This is a genomic window from Mucilaginibacter sp. P5_A6 (assembly GCF_056400585.1).
Genome location: NZ_JBFUKZ010000029.1, coordinates 1 through 20,953, shown reverse-complemented (window position 1 = coordinate 20,953; position 20,953 = coordinate 1). Strand labels below are relative to the sequence as shown.

Genomic DNA, 20,953 nt, shown 5'->3' with positions numbered 1-20,953 from the left:
ATTTACTTTAATGGTTCACTCAAAACTTTAAAATATCATGCTTAAAATATTCATCAAAAGACCGGTTTTATCTACCGTTATATCGGTAATCATAGTAATACTGGGCGTATTGGCCTATTTAGGCCTGCCGGTTACCCAATACCCCGAAATTGCCCCGCCCACTGTAAAAGTATCAGCTACTTATACCGGTGCGGGCGCGGATGTAATTCAAAGAAACGTTATTGTACCACTGGAAGAGCAGATCAATGGTGTGGAAGGAATGACCTACATGACATCTACAGCCACTAATGATGGCGACGCTACCATAACCGTGTACTTTAAATTAGGTACAAACGCCGATATCAACGCTGTAAATGTGCAGAACAGGGTTCAGCGGGCAACTAATTTATTACCCGCCGAAGTAACCAAAGCAGGTGTAACGGTGGATAAACAACAAAGCAGTAACCTGCTGATCTTCGCGCTTAAAAGTGATAATCCGTCGTACGATCAAACATTTTTAAGCAATTACGCCAACATCAATCTGATACCAGAAATTAAACGGATAAATGGCGTGGGCAGTGTGGTTTCATTTGGTACCAAAGACTATTCGATGCGTGTTTGGCTTAAGCCGGATGTCATGGCTACCTACGGTTTAACTCCTGCCGATGTGAATTACGCCCTTGCAGAACAAAACTTCGATGCCGCACCTGGTAAATTCGGCGAAAACAGCAACCAGGTTTTTCAATACACTATTAAATATACCGGCCGGTTGTTAGATACCGCGCAGTTTGGTAATATCATTATGCGCGCCAAAACCAACGGCCAGTTATTACGCTTAAAGGATATTGCAAGGCTGGAAATGGGCTCGCTCACCTATTCATCAACCATGAATACAGATGATCAGCCCGCAACGGTTATTGCTATAAGCCAAACCGCGGGCTCCAATGCCCAGGCTATTATTAAAGATGCTATAGCCACCCTGGACAAAGCTTCAGCGTCTTTTCCTAAAGGTGTAAGTTATGTGCCCTTGCTGAATGCGAATGATTTTTTAAGTGCATCTATAGAAAAAGTGGTTCATACTTTAATAGAAGCCTATATTTTGGTTTTTATTGTCGTTTTTATATTTCTACAGGATTTTCGCTCTACCCTGATACCCGGTATATCGGTATTGGTATCTATCATCGGTACGTTTGCCTGCCTCAGCCTGTTTGGCTTTACCATTAACCTGCTCACGCTTTTTGCCCTGGTGCTGGCCATTGGTATTGTGGTAGATGATGCCATCGTTGTAGTTGAAGCAGTGCACGCCAAGCTTGATGAGGGTTATAAATCGGCGTACGATGCATCTGTTGATGCCATGAGCGAACTGGGTGGAACCATTGTAGCTATTACGTTGGTTATGGCCGCTGTGTTTATACCGGTTTCTTTCATCAGTGGCAGCTCGGGTGTGTTTTTTAAACAGTTTGGTTTAACCCTGGCTTCGGCAATTGTCATTTCGGCTGTCAATGCTTTAACACTAAGTCCGGCATTGTGCGCCTTGTTTTTAAAGCCACATGAAGAACATGATGGAACCCGGAAAAGCCTGCTGCAAAGGTTTTATATGGCTTTTAATACCGGTTTTGATGCCCTGAAGGGTAAATACCAAAGGTCGATAGGCTTCTTAAGCCGCAAAAAATGGATCATTCCATCTGCGGTAGTTTTATTTACGGTGTTACTTGTTTTCTTTATGAAAACATCGCCAGGCGGTTTTGTGCCCAATGAAGATCAGGGGACCATTTTCGCCGATATCAGCTTACCTCCGGGTACCTCTCTTGAAAAAACCATGGAGGTTGCCAACATGGTAGACAACATGGCTAAAAAAATACCGGTTGTTGCCAACCGGGCAAAAATAACCGGGCAAAGCATTATCAACGGCACCGGGAGTAACTTTGGGTTGATGGTGTTTAAACTAAAGCCATGGGACGAAAGAAAGGGTGTAAAAGTTGATGATGTAATTGGCCAGTTATTTGGCATGACAGCCGGGATAAAAGATGCCAGGATCATTTTCTTTGCACCGCCTACCGTGCCCGGCTTTGGTAATTCAAGCGGTTTTACTATTGAATTGCAGGATAAAACAGGTGGCAGTATAGAAAACTTCAGTAAAGTAGCCGGCGGCTTCCTGGGCGCAATAAACCAACGTCCAGAAATTTTATACGGGGCTACGGGGTTCAACCCTAACTACCCGCAATATTTAATGAATATCAACGTAGCCAAAACAAAAGAAGCCGGCATTTTAACCAGTGATCTGATGGCAACCATGCAGGGGTATTATGGGGGTATATATGCTTCTAACTTTAACCAGTTTGGCAAACAATACCGGGTTATGGTGCAAGCAGATGCTAAATATCGGAGCAATTCACAAAGCCTGAATAACATTTATGTCAGAAATGCTGCCGGTAACATGGCGCCTGTATCAGAATTTGTTACGCTTACTTCAGTTAACGGGCCACAAAGTTTATCAAGATTCAACTTGTACAACAATATATCTGTAATTGGCAGTCCAAAACCTGGATTCAGCAGTGGCGATGCCCTTGCCGCTGTGCGGGAAACCGCGGCTAAAACCCTGCCCGCCGGTTACAGCTTCGACTACTCGGGTTTATCACGTGAAGAGGTGAATTCAGGTGGACAAACAGTTTTCATCTATATCCTTTGCCTCGTATTCGTGTTCTTTTTGCTGAGCGCGCTTTATGAAAGTTACATTATACCGTTTGCTGTATTATTCTCGCTGCCTGTGGGCTTGTTTGGCACTTATCTCTTTGCCAAAATCATGGGTATAGATAATAATATATATATGCAGATATCTGTAGTGATGCTGATTGGTTTGCTTGCTAAAAATGCCATCCTGATCGTAGAGTATGCCGTTGCAAGACGGGAGAAAGGCATGACCATCGTTGCCGCCGCAATTGAGGCCGCCACTGCACGTTTGCGCCCGATACTAATGACATCACTTGCCTTTATCGTAGGCTTATTTCCACTAATGCTGTCATCAGGTGTTGGAGCTGCCGGTAACCGCTCGATTGGCACCGGCGCTGTAGGGGGGATGCTGGTAGGAACCATATTTGGTGTATTTATTATCCCGGTTCTGTATATCATTTTTCAAACATTACAGGAAAAATTCGGCAGAAAAAAGAAGCCTGGTGAGGCAACCGAAAGGCCCCATCCGGCAACACCCGCATTGAATTAATGACCATTAATTATTTAAACACACAACATATTTATGAACTTAAAATATTTTACCCGTACAGCTGCTGTAATTGCAGCGGCTGTACTGCTATTGCCTGCCTGTAAACTAAGGCAGGCTTATACTCGCCCCGACGCTAAAACAGATAGCCTATATCGGGCCGAAATTACTACGGATACAACCACTATTGCCAATTTATCATGGAAACAAATGTTTAAGGATGCCCAATTGCAGACTTTGATACAGGAAGGTATTACCAATAACTACGATTTGAAAATAGCCGTTGCGCGTATCAAACAAGCTGATGCCAATTTACGCCAAGCCAAAGCGGCGTTTTTGCCAACCTTAAGTGTTGGCCCGCAATACACCAAACAAAAAGTTGCTGCTACACAGGGTGGAAATTTGGGCTTTACGCCAGAAAATGTTTACGCGGTAACAGGCAACGCAAGCTGGGAAATAGATGTGTGGGGTAAATTAAACAGTGCCAAAAAAGGTTCGCTTGCATTGCTTTTACAGAGCAATGCCTACCAGCGCGCTGTGCAAACCAAACTGATTGCCGATATCGCCACCAATTATTATAACCTTTTGGCTTACGATAAACAGTTAGCTATAACCCAGCAAACAATAGCAAACCGTAAAGAAGATGTAGAAACAAATAAAGCATTAAAAATAGCTAACCGTGTAAATGAGGCGTCGGTTGCGCAAAGCGAAGCCAACCGTTACGCGGCCGAGGTTACTATACCCGACCTGCAAAATAATATTCGCCAAACTGAAAATGCCTTATGTGTTTTGTTAGGAAGGCATCCGGGCCCGGTGGAAAGAAACGCGCTTGATGCGCAGCAGGTAGATACCACATTACAAACCGGTGTGCCGGCACAATTGCTCAGCAATCGCCCCGATGTACAGCAGGCTGAGTACAATGTGAGGTACTACTTTGAGCAGATCAATGTAGCCCGCGCTTACTTTTATCCTTCACTTAGTATTACTGCACAGGGCGGCTGGCAGTCATCAACCGTTGGCGATCTGTTTAAAAGCGCCACCATTTTTGGCAATGTTGTAGGGAACCTGACCCAGCCCATATTCAATAAAGGCCTTAACAAACAGCGGCTGCAGCTTGCCAAAGCGCAATATGAAGAGAACGTAGCAACATTTCAGCAAACCGTGCTGGATGCCGGTCGTGAGGTTTCTGACGCTTTATACAGCTACAAGACAGTTGAAGATAAAGCCTTAACCCGTAAGCTGCAATTGGATGCCTGGTTCAGGTCGGTGGATTACAACCGCGAACTGCTTAAAAACGGTTATGTAACCTATACCGATGTATTGACCTCTGAGCAGAACTATTTATCCGCGCAGTTAAGCAGCGTAAACGACAGGTTGCAGCAACTCACATCATTAGTAACGCTGTACAGAAGCTTGGGTGGCGGATGGAAATAAGCCTGCTATAGAATAAGGCATCTTGGAGAGCTCAAATTAATTGTTTAAAACACTCTGTTATGAAACCAGAACATTATTTAACTTCTGCAGAAAGGTACCGGTACATCAATATGTCTGAGAACCTGCGGCGGTGCCTGGAAGTAAAGCTTGATGAACTTTACAAAAACCGCGAATTCGGTGGGTATCTCAACATACGGTATGCTAAACACACGCTAACAGACGAGGTGTTAGTAAGCGTTGTAATAGGGAAACCCTTTAATGACGAGGTCTTTGCCAGGCGTATTTGCCGGGCTGTAAAAACCTGGTATGGCATGTATTATGATGATCGCAGATCGGTACTTGAAAAGTTCCTTTACTACTGTAAGCTTTGTATTCAATATAAAGGCGTTCCCGGCGAAGCTAATTTTCCATTCATTTTCACCAGGTTTCTGGTAAACGAATTCGCAACAGAGTTGAGCGATGTAAAATGGTCCCTGCTGGCCAGGTATCACCAGCAGGGGGTTTCGGCAAAAGATCATTAAGTCTGCTTTTGGATTTATGGACAATACCTCAAATTAATTTTATGGATATAGCACAAAAAATAGCCGATAAAGCACATGATCTTTTTATCATGTACGGTATCCGCAGCATTAGCATGGACAAAATTGCAAGTAGTTTGGGCATCAGCAAAAAAACTATTTATCACTTTTTTAGCAATAAAGATAACCTGGTTACGGCACTTGTCGAAAAGGAAATTGCTGTCAATATTACCCGTTGCGAATCATTAAAGGCAAAAAACAGTGATGCGATACTGGAGTTGTTTTTTATTATGATCTATTCAAAAGAATTTTATAAAACACTTTATCCGGCTTTAATACGTGATCTGGAAAACAACCATCCGGATGCCTTCAAAAAATTCAATGCACACAAGTATGGCTATTTGACTGAGATAATTAAAGCCAATATGGCTTGCGGCGTTAAAAGCGATTTGTACCAGGATGATTTCAACTTTGAGACCATTACCGAATTCCTTTTGGAAAGCTTTACTGTTATTCTGAACCCTAACCTGCCTCGTATAAGCGATCATCCGGAAATAGTGTTCGGATACCTGATCAATGGCATGCTTACCGCAAAAGGATTATCACTTTTGAATAAGTATAAACATCAGCAAGGAGGGCCGCTGTTTCTTGATCAATACCAAATGCACCCATTTTGGGATGGTTAATAATGATAAAAACACAAAATGATTTGAAGTACCGTGACTGCATTACACCGAGAGCGTTCCCCTCCCGGTTGCATTATGCCGCAAGCTTCATCTCCACACTGCAACCCAGAAATTCACTGCGTTAATAACCGAATTGCCTTTTCCGTTGCTGATGAAAAGAAAGGCATCCCAATTACACCAGCGACGCGAAGATAGCTAATCGCTGGGATAAATGTAAAGGGTACATAAACAGGCGGTTTTTTTGTTTTTTTTTATTTGGCTCACCTGCCCTTGACATTTATCCCGGATTCGCGCTGTTAGTTGCTCAACTGGTGAATATGGCATTGGCCTATCGCCTTGCAGGTAGCATGGCCATTAGCTATAAAAATTGGGGAATCACAAACCGGCAGTTCGTTATGTTGATAGGTGATAAATCTCTTTTAAAAAATCGCAGATAAATAGCTTAGTGGTTTAAATAGTTGAAAAATTCTCCACTAAATTTCCAATTCTTCTTAATTTTTCAATGAATTGGTTCGGAAAACACCCACTGTCGGGAGCAGATTGCCTTAGTATGTCCGCTAAGCCCATTTTTAATTTTCTACCAAATTTAAATATAAGTTTAAAGCAAATAGAGGCACATTTTGGTTCGAGCACCCTCTGTAATGGACACTGGAACATTGAACCAATTTCGGAACAACTGATCAAGGCACGCGGAATCAAGACGTCAACCCCAACAAAGCTTCACATTTTACCACTTCACATCCAGTTTAATTACGCTATATTAGTCAGCCAGTCCCATAATGTTATTTCCTTTTATATCCAGTTCAAACAATGCGTTTAAACTTATTTGTAACGGCTATTTTAGTATGCGTCATAAAAACAGCTACCGCGCAAAACAGTCAGTACCAATTTTCGCATTTAGATATTACCAATGGGCTTTCCAACAATCAGGTAAATTGCATTTATAAGGATACTAAAGGGTTTATGTGGTTTGGGACCATGGCTGGCCTGAACAGGTACGATGGTTATAAATTCAAAATATTCAAAAATAACATCCGTGACACCACATCGTTGAGTGATGATTTTATCATAAACATCATGGAGGGCCCTTTCAATAAGCTTTGGGTACAAACACGTAATGGGCTTAATGTGTATGACCCGCTGACCGAGCGGTTCGAACGAAATATTAACCGTACATTATCTAATATCTCCATCCCGGGTAATTCAATCAACAACATAAAAAAAGACAGGTACGGCAATTTTTGGTTCCTGCATCCCATGCTTGGTGTTTATAAATATAATCCCAACACGAAAAAAACAATACATTTTGAGCATAAAACCAGCGATGCCACTTCGCTTTATGCTAACAACCCGACAGATCTATCGGAGGATTTAAATGGTGATATTTTATTGATCTATCAAAACGGAATTATTGAAAAGATAAATCATCATTCCAATAAAATCGATCAGAGAATATACGCCGTTAACAAAATATTCAGCAATGAACAAAGTACGTTTAGGATTTTTATTGACCGCCAGAACGATTTATGGGTGTTCAATGTAAATAATCCGCACGGCATATATTATCTGAATTTAAAACGTAATATCGTTAAACACATCAATACAACTTCTGCTGGCAGTCACTTAAATTCCGATGTTGTTACTAATATTATTCAGGATGACAAAAATACGATCTGGATTGCCACGGATAATGGCGGGATCAATCTTCTGAATAAAAATGGCTTCACCATTCAATATTTGGTAAAAAGGGAAGACAATAATAAAAGCTTAGCCCAAAACGCTACAATATCACTTTTTAAAGATAATACAGGAATTGTTTGGATAGGTACTGTTAAAGAGGGTATCAGTTATTATCATGGGGATATTATCAAGTTCCCCTTGTATAAACATTATTCCTCCGACCCCTCCAGCATAGGTTATGATGACATCAATAAGTTTGCTGAAGATAAAAAAGGCAACTTATGGATAGGCACTAATGGTAAAGGCCTTATTTATTTTAACAGAAAAGACGGCACTTTTACCAGTTTTCTGCACAATGCAGCCAATGCTAATAGTTTAGCCAATAACGTTATTGTTAGTTTATGTGTAGACCATGAAAATAAGCTATGGATTGGTACCTATTTTGGCGGGTTGGATTGTTATGACGGCAAGACTTTCACGCATTACCGTCACAACGATGCTATCCCCAACAGTATATCTGATAATAGCATCTATGAGATCATGGAAGACTCTTCTCATCGCTTGTGGATAGGGACGCTTAACGGCGGGCTTAATTTATTAGAACATGGCAGCCAAGCCTTTAAACATTATAAAAAAGATAATCCCGGTTCTATTCTAAATAACTATATATCAGGTTTGGCAGAAGATGAAGATCAGAATATATGGATCAGCACTTCTTACGGGATCAATGTCTTGCTGAATAGATCTCATAAATTCACTTATTATTTAGCCGACCCGAAAAAAGGCAATAGCCTGATCAACGATAACGTTACCAATTTAACCGAAGATTCCAGGCATCTTTTCTGGATAGCTACCCGCAATGGCTTAAGTATTTTTGATAGATCAAAAAGGCAATTCACAAATCTCAGGAAAGAAGACGGACTACCCGATAACGCGATTCTGGATATATTAGAAGACGATAACCATAATATGTGGGTAAGCACACCCAATGGATTGTCGAACATTATAGTAAAACAACAAAATGGAAAATTGAAATTTCGGTTTGAGAACTATAACGAAACCGACGGTTTACAAGGGCGTGTATTTAATGAAAATGCATCGCTAAAGACAAAAAGCGGCGAACTCGTTTTTGGAGGGCCACACGGCTTTAATATTTTTAACCCTTCATCGATAAAATTGAACAAAGGAGCTCCCAATTTAATCTTAACTGATTTTCAGCTTTTTAACAAGAGTATAAATGCAGGAGACATCTTAAACGGGCATGTTGCACTTTCAAAATCTATAACGGAAACCAAAAACATAACTTTAAAATACAATGAAAGCGCCTTTTCAATAGAATTCGCTGATCTGAACTTTTTCAGTCCGGGTAAATCTAAACTTGAATACAAATTGGATGGATTTGATAAGGACTGGATAACCAGCGATACGAGGATCAGAAAAGCTACCTATACCAACCTGGACGCTGGGAATTATGTGTTCCGGGTGAGGGCCTCAAACGCTATGGGGATACAGAACACCAACGATTTGACCTTAAATATAAAAGTGTTGCCCCCGTTCTGGAAATCGCCAATCGCCTATGTTATTTATATATTTTCCATTCTTGGGATCTTGTATTACATCCGCAAACAAGGCATTAAAAAAATAGAAACGCGGTTTGAGATTGAGCGCGTGCGAAAGGAAGCGCAGGATAAGCACGAGCTGGATATAATGAAAATAGATTTTTTTACCAACGTTAGTCACGAATTCAGAACGCCTATCGCCCTGATTATGGCGCCGGTTGAAAAATTGTTAAAACAGGCTGATGATAATTATAGCCGGCGAAAGCTTCAATTGATCCACGAAAATTCTAAGCGGCTGCTTAATATGATTAACCAGCTATTGGATTTTAGTAAAATGGCAGTAAAAAAACTTCAGCTTGACCTGCGTGAAGCTGATATCATTAAAATTATTAAAGAAGCAAGCGATTTATTTACCGATCTGGCGGATAAAAAAAATATCAGTTTTTCATTTAAGTGTGATACTGGTTCGGGATTTGCTTTTTTTGATCAGGATAAAATTGAAAGAATACTTTTTAACCTGCTTTCAAATGCATTTAAGTTTACCCCCGACTTTGGTAATGTAGCAGTTGAAGCAAAGTTGTTGGAATCCAATAGCTTGGAAATGACCTTGCTCGAAATTAAGGTAATAGATTCGGGTGTCGGTATTCCCGCAGATAAAAAGGATAAAATTTTTGAACGTTTTTTTCAGAGTGACATGCCCGCTTCGTTAATTAACCAGGGAAGTGGTATTGGCTTGTCAATTACTAAAGAGTTTGTTGATTTGATGGGTGGCGCCATTTCCGTTGAAAGTGAACATGGGAAAGGGAGTTGTTTTATTGTGCGGCTGCCCTTAAAGATATCCCATAAAAATAATTTTACCGGTATTGAAAATACCCCCGAAAGATTGGAAGCTCCTAAACCCGACAGACCAAGTCAGGAAAAACGCAATAAAAATATTACCATTTTAATTGTGGAGGATAACCCCGATTTCAGGGCTTATCTAAAAGATGATCTCGGGCAATTGTATACTGTTGTTGAGGCTGTAAATGGTAAAGAAGGCTGCCAAAAGGCATTGGCATTACATCCTGATTTGATAATAAGCGATATTAACATGGCCGAAATTGATGGTATTGATTTTTGCAAAAAGATCCGTAGCGATAAACGCACCGAGCATATACCATTTATATTAATTACCGCTTTTACAGGCGACGAAAAGCAGCTGGCCGGTTTGGGAACCGGGGCGAACGACTACCTAACCAAGCCTTTTAATTTTGAAATATTACGTTTTAAAGTGCATAACCTGCTTAAAAACCAGCAATTAGTAAAGGAAACATATCAAAGACAAATTGAAGCCAAACCCGGCGATTTAGAAGTAGAAACTCCTGATGTGAAATTCATGAAAAAGTTATTGGCTGTTATTGAAACGAATATTCCAAATCAGGGATTTTCGGTTGAGTTATTAAGCAGCCAAATGAATATGAGCCGTAAGGGATTATACAATAAAGTATTTAATCTTTCCGGCAAAAGTCCGGTTGAGTTTATTAAGTCAGTAAGGTTAAAAAGAGCAATACAACTTCTCCAGACAAATCAATTCACCATAGCCGAGATCGCTTACGAAGTGGGTTTCAATGATGCGAAATATTTTTCCAAAGTATTTAAAGCAGAGTTTTTGGTGACTCCTTCTCAGTATTTGGATAATACGGATCTAATTAAAATCTAAGATCACTCTACCTCAAAACTAATCATTTAAAAAAAACGGGCGGTTCGCGTACCTGTACAAAAACAGAACGTATCTGTAATCGTTGTTTTTCCTCTCAATAATTTATGGTTATGAAAAAAAGTCGCCTTTTGCAAAGGGGGCTTTTACACCCATTTTTAACGTCAATAAATATTAAAATACTGGTTTTCAGTTATTTGTGTTTTATGCGGATTCGCATTTTTCATACCAAACATCCCCATTATAACCCACAGCGATTAAAGTTTGCCGATAACTTTACCGGAATATAATACGACCAATTTATTATATCAAGCCCTGATTTATAAACCAACTAATTTGATTATGCCTAAAAAATTACTATTTAAACGTTTAACTTTTTTTGAACCTTTTCGCCCTGCGGGAACCTTTTACTCAAGACCGCCCCGCTTTTAGGATGCCTCCAATTTTAAAGCTTTTTTGATATATGCGAACACTCGTATCCTTAGCTTTTTGGTGGCGTACCTGATCGGTACATTAAATAATACGAACCAATAAATTTCAAAACCAATAAAGATCACCCTATAAATTATGAAGAAAAAGCGACACTGAAAACTTAACAACCAAACCAAGTACAATAAACCAATTATTTGATTCCTATTAAAATTCCTTTATAAATGGAAAAAAGTTTACAAAAAAAATTAAGACACAGTATTTTGCTATTTATAGCAGCTGTTTTTCTGGGCTTTTCGGCTTATGCGCAAAGCAAAAAGATCACGGGAAAGGTAACAAGCGCCGACAATTCAGAGCCGCTTCCCGGCGTCAGCATCAAAATTAAAGACGGAAACACCGGGGCGATATCGGGTGCCGACGGTACTTATGCCATCGACGCAAAACCGGGCGATGTGCTGGTATTCAGTTTTATCAGTTATGCTACCCAGCAAATAAATGTAGGGTCGCGGGGGACAGTTAACGTAGCGCTTGCGCCATCCGTTAACGGCCTGGATGAGGTAGTTGTAATTGGATATGGAAGAGCGACAAGAAAAGACCTTACAGGTTCAATATCGTCTGTTAAATCTTCTGATATTGTACAAACGCAGCCCACAACAATCGATCAGGCATTGCAGGGTAAAGCAGCCGGCGTTATAGTACAACAGGTATCCGGCCAGCCGGGCGGGGATGTTAACATACAAATACGTGGCGTAGGCGGCTTTACAAGTTCACCGCCGTTGTACGTTATAGACGGTGTACAGATACCGCCTAATACACAATCGCCAATTTCAGGTAATGGCTCTAATCCGTTATCTTCGCTCGATCCTTCCCAGATAGCCTCCATCGATATCTTAAAGGATGCTTCTGCTACCGCCATCTATGGCTCTCAGGCCTCAAATGGTGTGGTGATAATCACCACCAAAAGAGGGACTTCCGGCGCAGCGGCAATAAGCTATGACGGCTACTTTGGCTGGCAAAAACTGCCAAAATATTATAACACCATGGACTTGCGGCAATACGCTACGTTCATGAATGAAAAGGCGGCCATCATCGGTTATGACCTTCGCCCGCAGTTTGCCAACCCGCAGTATATGGGTACCGGTACCAATTGGCAAAAGGCATTGTTCCGTACTGCTCCGGAGCAAAACCATAATGTGGCGATCAGCGGCGGCAATGATAAAACTAAATACTTTTTATCGGGCACTTATTTTTCCCAGCAGGGGATAGCGTTGGGCTCGGATTTTAAGAGAGGTACACTTAAATTAAATTTAGATAATAAAACAACCAACTGGTTAAAAATAGGCACAAGCCTGGCTTTTGCCAGCGTATCCGAAAACGTAGCCACAAGCAACACCGGCGTAATTTTGCAGGCATTGCGCCAAACGCCTGATGTGGAAGTAAAAAACCCGGATGGTACCTGGGGCGGCAACGACCCCAACATATATGGCGCATATGGCGTTAACCCGTTTGCGATAGCAACCATATTAACTGATGTAAAAAGCAGGTACCAGTTGATCGGGAACGCCTACGCTGAAATTCAGTTTACAAACGACCTTTCCCTGCGTAATGAAGTATCCGGGAATTTTGATTTTGCCAACGAGGATTATTTTAATCCAACTTATACCATGGGGGCATACACCAGGACATCCAATTCGGGTACAACCACCAGCGGGCAAAACTTTTATAAGTCCATTACCAATTACCTCACCTACCAGCATACGTTCAATAAGAAATACTACGTAAGTGCGACCGCCGGGCACGAGGCCCAGAAGGTCAACACCAGTTCAGTTTCGGCGAGCAGGACCAATTTCGTGAGCAACAGCGTTACAACCATAAGCAGCGGCGACCCAACTACCGCAACTAACAGCGGCGTTAAGGGGGCCGGAGCGTTGGAAGCTTATTTTGGCCGGGCAAACTTTACTTATGATGATAAGTACTTAATAACCGCAACCGTCCGCAGGGATGGTACATCAAAGATCGATTCTGCAAACAGGTGGAATACCTCGTACTCGGGCGCTATTGCCTGGAGAGTTAACCACGAAACGTTTTTGAAAAGTGTAAGATCAATAAACGATTTGAAACTCAGGTCAAGTTATGGTTTGGTAAATAACCAGAACATTGCCGAATACGCTTACGGCTCAACGTTATCCACCGTGGCTACAGGGCTTTCAGGCAATTCACAGCTAACAGCCACATTAGGGAACCCCAATATAAAATGGGAAACGACAAAGTCCTACAACCTTGGCTTGGATGGCAGCTTTTTTAACAACAGGATTGAGTTTTCCGGCGATGTTTACTACCGCAAAACAAATAATTTATTATTAAGCCTTACCGAGCCTTACTATTCGGGCACCTACGCCGCGGGCGGGTATTCGCCAGGTGCAGTGCGGGCTCCTTACGTTAATATCGGATCTGTCAGCAACAAAGGGTTTGAGTTTACGCTGACAACCACCAACATTAAATCAAAGAACCTGAACTGGAGGACCAACCTGGTTTATTCGCAAAACAAAAATACCGTTTTGGCGCTGGCACCCGGAACACCAGCCATTTATGGTACTAATTCCAAAACAGTTGTAGGAGGTTCCATCGGCGAGTTTTATGGATATCAAACATTAGGGATATACAAAAATGCTGCTGATTTTACTAAATATCCAGCAGTGTGGCAAAATGGAGGCGGCCCGATTCCTATTACGCCGGGCTCAGGCGGTGTCTGGGTAGGCGATGTTGTTTTTAAAGATAACAACCACGATGGTAAAATAGACGCCTCCGATCAAACCAATTTAGGTTCGCCGCTGCCCAAATTTCAGTATGGCATAACCAATACCCTTACTTATAAAAACTTTGATTTAACTGTTTTTATGACCGGCGAATACGGTAATAAAGTTTATAACGGCGTAAAAGTAGCAGGCAACGACCCCAATCAGAATTTTGGTTATTTCGCATCAGTACTTAATTATTCCAGGATTGGCCTGATTAACCAAACCGGTTCCGCATCGGACATTAACAACGTTTATATTACTAATCCGGGCACCAACATCACAAGGATCAGCCAAAGCAGCGGCAATCAAAATACCATCTTTTCGGACAGGTATGTCGAAGACGGGTCTTTCTTGAAGTGCAAAAGCATAGCGCTTGGTTATAAATTCTCTCCAGCTCTTTTGTCGAAGATCCACCTGAAGTCATTGCGCATATACTGCAATTTAACGAACGTATTTACTATCACAAAGTACACAGGTTACGATCCTGAAATTGGTTCGTGGAACCCCTTAAATGCAGGTATCGACAACGGTTATTATGCGCAACCCCGCGTTTTGACCATTGGAGCCAACATATCCCTAAATAATTAAAAATTACTATTATGAAGCAGCTAAAAATATTTATTTCTTTATTAATTGTGATTGTGGTGGCAAACGGTTGCAAAAAGGAATTCCTTAACAGGCCACCTTTAACCGGCATCACAACCGATAACTTTTATAAAAGCGCGGCCGACTTAAGACTGGCTACAGCCGCTATTTACGCGCAGCCATGGTTTAACTGGAACAATTTCGGTTATCTTGGTATTGGCGATGTAATGAGCGGTAACATGCTCACTCCTTATAATCCGCAACTGGTACAGTATACCACATTTTCACTAACCAGCGACAATAGTGACCTCGCAAACGCATGGCAGGGCTTTTTTAATGTTGTTGCCCACTGCAACATCAACATAAAAGCCATCAATACAAAATTACCCGATAGCGTATCGGTAAAAGGTAAAAACGGGGCGCTTGGCGAGTTAAGGTTTATAAGGGGTACCGCTTATTTTCAAATCRCCCAGTTATGGGGCGCAGTACCTATTATTGAAGATAATGACAAATTAATTGCGAACCCTTTGGTGCCACGCCATAAGCTTGCCGATGTTTATAAGTTCATCATAAACGATTTAAGGTTTGCTGTAACCAACCTGCCTACTTCGGATCAGCCCGGACGTGTAACTACCTGGTCGGCACAGGGAATGCTGGCAAAGATATATTTAACGCGGGCAGGCTTAGGTCAAAACGGTACCAGGAACCAAACTGACCTGGACAGCGCCGCATATTTTGCAGGTAATGTATGCAAAACAAGTGGTTTAAGCCTTTTGCCAAGTTATTACAACCTTTTCCGTACACAGTATAATGACAATTCCGAATCCTTGTTCGCCTTTCAGTGGGCCCCCGGCGTTGGTTACGGTAACGGCAATAGTATTCAAACTTTTTTTGCGCCGAGTTCGTTGCTTGTAACCGGTAACGGAGGCTGGGGCGGAGCTTATGGCCCCACCATCGATTTAGCCAATTTATATACCCCGCAGGATTCCATCCGTCGTAAAGCTACCTTTATGCTGACCGGCGATTATTATCCCGAATTAAATGCCGCAGGCGGGGGGTATACATCCGGCGGCTGCAATGTTAAAAAACATGTTGTAGGCACCGCTGCCGATAACAACTCGCCAACAATGGACTTATGGTCATCCATTGAACACAATACCGTACTGCGCCTGGCTGATGTATATTTAATTTATGCGGAAGCGTTGATGGGTAACAATAGCTCGACCAGCAATGGGCAGGCGTTGCAATATTTTAACGCGGTAAGGACACGGGCGGGTGTACCTGCGGTAACCAGCATTACCAGTACATCTTTGATGAATGAAAGAAGGATAGAACTGGCATTTGAAGGCCAGTACTGGTTTGATCTGGTCCGGCTTTCCTACTACAATCCGCAGGAAGCGGTTAAGTCGCTTAACAAGCAAATCAGGCAGCAGTTTTCATATGATCCGGGTACAGGAATAAAAACACCTGTACCAAATGCCATGGTGATTACGCCTGCAACCGTTGCAAATTTCACCCTGCCAATACCGGCGAATGACCAAACTGCCGACCCCTTATTATTGCAGGCGCCGGTGGCCTATTATAAATAAAATCAAATCATTTTTTACCAAATAAAAAATCATGAAAAAGCTACTTCAAATAAGCCACTATCATTTATTGCTTGTTTTATCCGCGGCGGTGATGCTTTTTGCTCAGTCAGGCTGCAAAAAAGAAGCATCGTCATCTACCGGGATGCCTGCAATTACATCTATACGCAATTATGTTGCACATCCCGGCGATTCCCTTTTAAGCAAAGTTGGCACCGGCCAGTGGGTTGTTATTTCCGGTCACAACTTAAAAGGCGCCTTGAATATTTATTTTGATGGTGTTGCGGCTTCTTTTAATGACGCCTGGTTCTCTGATACCAGCGCTATCGCATTGATCCCTGCTGTCATCGCTTTCCCAACAGTGGCTGCAAAGCAACTAAATACCATACGTTATGTTACTACACATGGCGAAACCAGCTTTTCTTTTCCCATTGTAGCTCCCGCACCCACTATTTTCGGTATTTCAAATGAGGACGCCAATCCCGGAGATTCTGTTACCATCAACGGGTTGAACTTTTTCTACGTTCAAAGTTTAACTTATGCAGGTTTGCCCGTAACCGGTTATACCTCATCAAATGATGGTACAGCCATTAAATTAGTTGTGCCTGCCGCGGTTACGCAAACCGGCGGAACGGTTTCGGTTACTACAAAGACCGGCTCGGCTGCTACCGTTTATAAGGTGCATGATTTTGTTGACGGTGTGCTGAATAATTACGATAACGTCAATAATTTCAGCTGGGGATCCGGAAGTTCAAACAATTCGGCAACTTATCCCGGCAACAACGGCAATTATGGTATAATGAATGCATCGAACGTTGGTGGCGGAGATGGTTCCTGGTGGAATTGGGCGCGGTCAATCAATCTTAATCCGGTTCAGTGGGTGCCTGTCGCTAACCTGCAGGATGCAGTGAGTAATTATGCTTTAAAGTTTGAAATATCGGTAACTACGCCCTGGACAGGCGGTACAATCGGGATTTTAAAGGATTATTCATGGAATTATGCCGTCAACTACAATCCGTGGAAAAAAGGCAATGGCTCAACAACCGCGTTCACAACTAAAGGCTGGCAAACAGTAACCATGCCGTTATCAAGCTTTGTAGACAGCAAGGGCTTACCAGCCGCAAGCCTGACTGATTTACTTGGCTCAGGCGGAGCAGGTGGCGTAAACTTTTTCTTTGTAAACAATGGAACAACAACCGTCGCCTCGTTTGAAGCCGCGATTGATAATATCCGAATCGTAAAAATTAAATAAAAGCTTGTTTTAGTTGGTTATATGATGCCATGGGCCTTTGAGAGGGCCCTGGCATTTTTTTACGATGAGCACAGTTTGTTAACATAAACAACAGTAATCATATCAATCCAATCATGCTACAATTATGCTTTAAAACGCAATGGGATAAATAAATCAGTGTAACTCATAAATTATAAACATATACTTAATAACGAATGGCCAATACCCAGAAAAGTTGTCTTTTAGGCTGTGCATTAGCACTGCTAACAGTAGGCTCAGCCAAAGCGCAAAGCCTGGTAAACCCAACAACCGAAGTCAAGATCGCCCGGCTGATCAAAAAAATGACTTTAGAAGAAAAAGTGAACATGATACATGCCAGTTCATCATTTACATCCGGCGGCGTTAAGCGCTTAGCTATCCCGGAACTCGTAATGTCTGACGGGCCACATGGTGTGCGGTCAGAGCATGGCCGGGGCTACGATGCAATCGCGAATGTTAACGATGCAGGCACCTATTTGCCTACAGGTAATACGTTAGCCGCTACCTGGAACCCCGCATTAGGGTACGCTTTCGGCGCGGTATTGGGCAGCGAAGCCAAGTACAGGGGCAAGGACGTGATACTGGGCCCCGGTATTAATATTATACGGTCACCGCTAAACGGGCGTAATTTTGAGTACCTGAGCGAAGACCCATACCTGGTGTCGCAAATGGCAGTTGGTTATATTAAAGGCGTACAGGATCAGGGTATATCGGCCTGTATAAAACACTTCGCCGCCAATAACGAAGAGGCTGACCGGGGAACCGTTGACGTTCAGATGAGTGAACGAGCTTTGCGCGAAATTTACCTGCCGGGTTTTAAAGCAGCCATCACGATTGGAGGTGTAAATACTGCGATGGGGTCTTATAATAAATTCAGGGGACAGTATGCTACGGAGAATGCGTACCTGATAAGCAAGATACTGAAAGGAGAATGGGGATTTAAAGGCGTTTTGATGAGCGATTGGGGTGCCGTGCACAATACGATGGAAGCGCTGCAAAATGGTACCGACCTAGAAATGGGCACTGATCTGAATATGTTGCCCAACCCCAATTATCATAAGTTTTTTATGGGCGATACCGTGATCAGCCTTGTTAAAAGCGGCAAAGTACCGGTAGCCCTTATTGACGATAAAGTACGACGCATACTGCGGATAATGTACAAAACCCATATGCTTGGTGGCGCAACACGTGCACCCGGAGCTTACAATACAGCTGAGCACCAGCAAACGGCATTAAAAGTAGCCGAAGAAGGTATTGTATTATTGAAAAATGAAGGCCAGGTACTGCCGCTTAAAAAATCGGCAATAAAAAGTATAGCCGTTATAGGCAATAATGCTGACCGGGAAAATGCTCTCGGCGGAGGTAGCTCACAAGTCAAGGCTAAATATGAAATTACTCCGCTACAAGGGTTAAAAAACCTATTGGGTAATTCAGTAAACATACAGTATGCCCAGGGTTATAAAATAGCAAAAGACGCCGTTGCCGATCCACAGTTAATACAACAAGCTGTTGATGCGGCCACCAAATCCGATGCAGCGATCATATTTTGCGGGTGGACGCATGGCTACGATTACTATGCCTGGAATGACAACGCTTTTGATGCAGAGGGCGTTGATAAACCCAACATTAATATGCCTTTTGGCCAGGATGAACTGATTAAGGCCGTACTGAAAGCCAATCCTAACACTGTTGTGGTATTAATGGGCGGCGGCCCGATAGATATTACCCAATGGGTGAGCCAAAGTAAAGCCATTATTGAAGGCTGGTACCCTGGTATGGAAGGTGGGAATGCTTTAGCTAAGATTCTTTTTGGTGAAGTTAACCCATCCGGCAAGTTGCCAATGACATTCCCTAAAAAACTGGAAGAATCGCCCGCGCACAAATTAGGTGAATTCCCAGGCGTAAATGGCACCGTACATTATAACGAAGGCATATTTGTAGGCTACCGTTATTTTGATACTTATAAAATTGAACCCCAGTTTGCTTTTGGTCATGGGCTATCATATACCACGTTTGACTATAGCAAGCTTACAGTGCAAAAAGGTGCCGGTAAAACAGCTGTAGTTAAATTTATGATAAGAAATACCGGTAAGCTTGCTGGTGCTGAAGTAGCACAGTTATACGTAAAACAAGCCAAACCATCTGTTGATCGCCCTGATAAAGAATTAAAAGCGTTTAAGAAAGTGTTTTTGCAACCTGGCGAAAGCAAAGAGATTAGCGTTACCCTTAATCAGGATTCGTTTTCTTACTATGCTGAAAAAAAGAATATATGGGTTGTTGATGCCGGTCGATATAATATTCTGGTAGGCAGTTCATCCAGAGATATTCGCGTAAGTAAAAATGTAGAATTATAAAATCCTTACACATTTGGCTGGCGGTTAATTTGAGCGCATTTAAAATGTTCCGTCCTTGAGAAAGATGGTAAGCAAAGCCGATAATCAATATTATATCGACAGGACTCAGTCTGGTAATGTAAGTTTTGAGAAAGGTTTTGTTAAGCTTGATGTTGCCCCCCGCTTATCTGGCAAAAAAGGTTTGGCTCTTGAATTGGTGGTTGATGCTTCGTCGGTTGAACTGTTTGCTGATGGCGGGCTTACAGTAATGACCAGTATATTTTTCCCCAACAAACCTTATAATAAAATTCATGTTAATGGTGATGATGACTTTTTGATCAGGGATTTAAGTTATTCAAGTCTGTATTCAATTTGGTAGTTGAAGTGGACATTCCAGAGCCATTGACCACTTCGTTACGGAATTAGCAAACGGCTAATTCCGTAACACTTTGAGAATATTAATTTATTGATTATTAATTGMGATTTTCTTAATTGCTTACACAACTCGGTGCTCCAAAGCGCACGGAGTAGCTTGTTCAAACCTCACGGAATATCCACGTCAATGCCATTAACTGAGATTTTTCCGGACCAAGCTTATGGCTCGCTTGGAGAACGGCAGTATCAGGATAGGCGTGTATTCAGCGGGATCTATTATAACCAGGTCAAGGATTTTCTGGCTGACTGGCCGCAAAAATTACAAATAGGCATAGTTCTTCACATGTGGTATTGAAATACTTTGAGCGAATATTCGACGATTAACCTCTTGATCGGTTGTGATTTACTTGAATATTCTCTAAATTTGTATTGAAGATTTACAACAGTCAAAAATCGAATGTATAATTCGTGTAGAATGATTGTTTTCTGTTAGTTAAAGTGTTTATTATCAATGATATATTAGGGTAGGTTCCAATCCCTCCCTCACCGCTGATTGAATAGTCAAATAACATAAAAAGCCTGTAAATCATGTGATTACAGGGTTTTTTGTGTGCGCCCGGCACGGGCGCAAGCTGTAGGGTGAGAGTCCCGAACGCGCCTTGATAGTTGGAAGCGTTAACCAAAGGCAAGGGTGTCGTGGGTGACTGCGAATCTGAAGGAAGCCGGCGGTAAATCTCTGGCCTGACGAACAGGAAGCAGATCAGGCAGTTGCATGCGGGTGAGTTTGCACAACAAAACAAAGCCGAAA

10 protein-coding genes are annotated in these 20,953 nt (G+C 42.1%); all 10 read left to right on the top strand.

The window, feature by feature from the left end; genetic code table 11:
- Positions 1–37 precede the first annotated feature (37 nt).
- The 10 genes from AC1DO4_RS24465 to AC1DO4_RS24420 all read left to right on the top strand — a co-directional run bounded on the left by AC1DO4_RS24465 (position 38) and on the right by AC1DO4_RS24420 (position 20,149).
- Entirely contained in the window at positions 38–3,199 is a 3,162-nt protein-coding gene (locus AC1DO4_RS24465) for an efflux RND transporter permease subunit (protein ID WP_477420194.1), read from the top strand.
- Between the two features lie 33 nt (positions 3,200–3,232).
- Positions 3,233–4,630, top strand: a complete 1,398-nt coding sequence (locus AC1DO4_RS24460) for an efflux transporter outer membrane subunit (RefSeq protein WP_477420192.1) — start codon at positions 3,233–3,235, stop codon at positions 4,628–4,630.
- 59 nt (positions 4,631–4,689) lie between these two features.
- A complete protein-coding gene (locus tag AC1DO4_RS24455) occupies positions 4,690–5,151 on the top strand; it encodes a hypothetical protein (protein WP_477420190.1) in 462 nt (153 codons plus the stop codon).
- Positions 5,152–5,192: 41 nt separating this feature from the next.
- Positions 5,193–5,834, top strand: coding sequence for a TetR/AcrR family transcriptional regulator (locus tag AC1DO4_RS24450; protein WP_477420188.1), 642 nt, complete (start codon positions 5,193–5,195; stop codon positions 5,832–5,834).
- A gap of 810 nt (positions 5,835–6,644) precedes the next feature.
- The gene (locus tag AC1DO4_RS24445) at positions 6,645–10,772 is read left to right on the top strand and encodes a hybrid sensor histidine kinase/response regulator (protein ID WP_477420186.1); all 4,128 of its coding nucleotides are present in this window, start codon (positions 6,645–6,647) and stop codon (positions 10,770–10,772) included.
- A 650-nt stretch (positions 10,773–11,422) separates the two neighbouring features.
- Positions 11,423–14,584, top strand: coding sequence for a SusC/RagA family TonB-linked outer membrane protein (locus AC1DO4_RS24440; protein WP_477420185.1), 3,162 nt, complete (start codon positions 11,423–11,425; stop codon positions 14,582–14,584).
- A gap of 11 nt (positions 14,585–14,595) precedes the next feature.
- On the top strand, positions 14,596–16,170 hold the full coding sequence (locus AC1DO4_RS24435) for a RagB/SusD family nutrient uptake outer membrane protein (protein ID WP_477420182.1): 1,575 nt from the start codon (positions 14,596–14,598) through the stop codon (positions 16,168–16,170).
- A gap of 31 nt (positions 16,171–16,201) precedes the next feature.
- Positions 16,202–17,419 (top strand): glycan-binding surface protein, encoded by a 1,218-nt coding sequence (locus AC1DO4_RS24430; protein ID WP_477420180.1) that lies wholly within the window; start codon positions 16,202–16,204, stop codon positions 17,417–17,419.
- A gap of 194 nt (positions 17,420–17,613) precedes the next feature.
- The gene (locus AC1DO4_RS24425) at positions 17,614–19,791 is read left to right on the top strand and encodes a glycoside hydrolase family 3 C-terminal domain-containing protein (protein ID WP_477420179.1); all 2,178 of its coding nucleotides are present in this window, start codon (positions 17,614–17,616) and stop codon (positions 19,789–19,791) included.
- Positions 19,792–19,855: 64 nt separating this feature from the next.
- Entirely contained in the window at positions 19,856–20,149 is a 294-nt protein-coding gene (locus AC1DO4_RS24420; RefSeq protein WP_477420264.1) for a glycoside hydrolase family 32 C-terminal domain-containing protein, read from the top strand.
- Positions 20,150–20,953 lie beyond the last annotated feature (804 nt).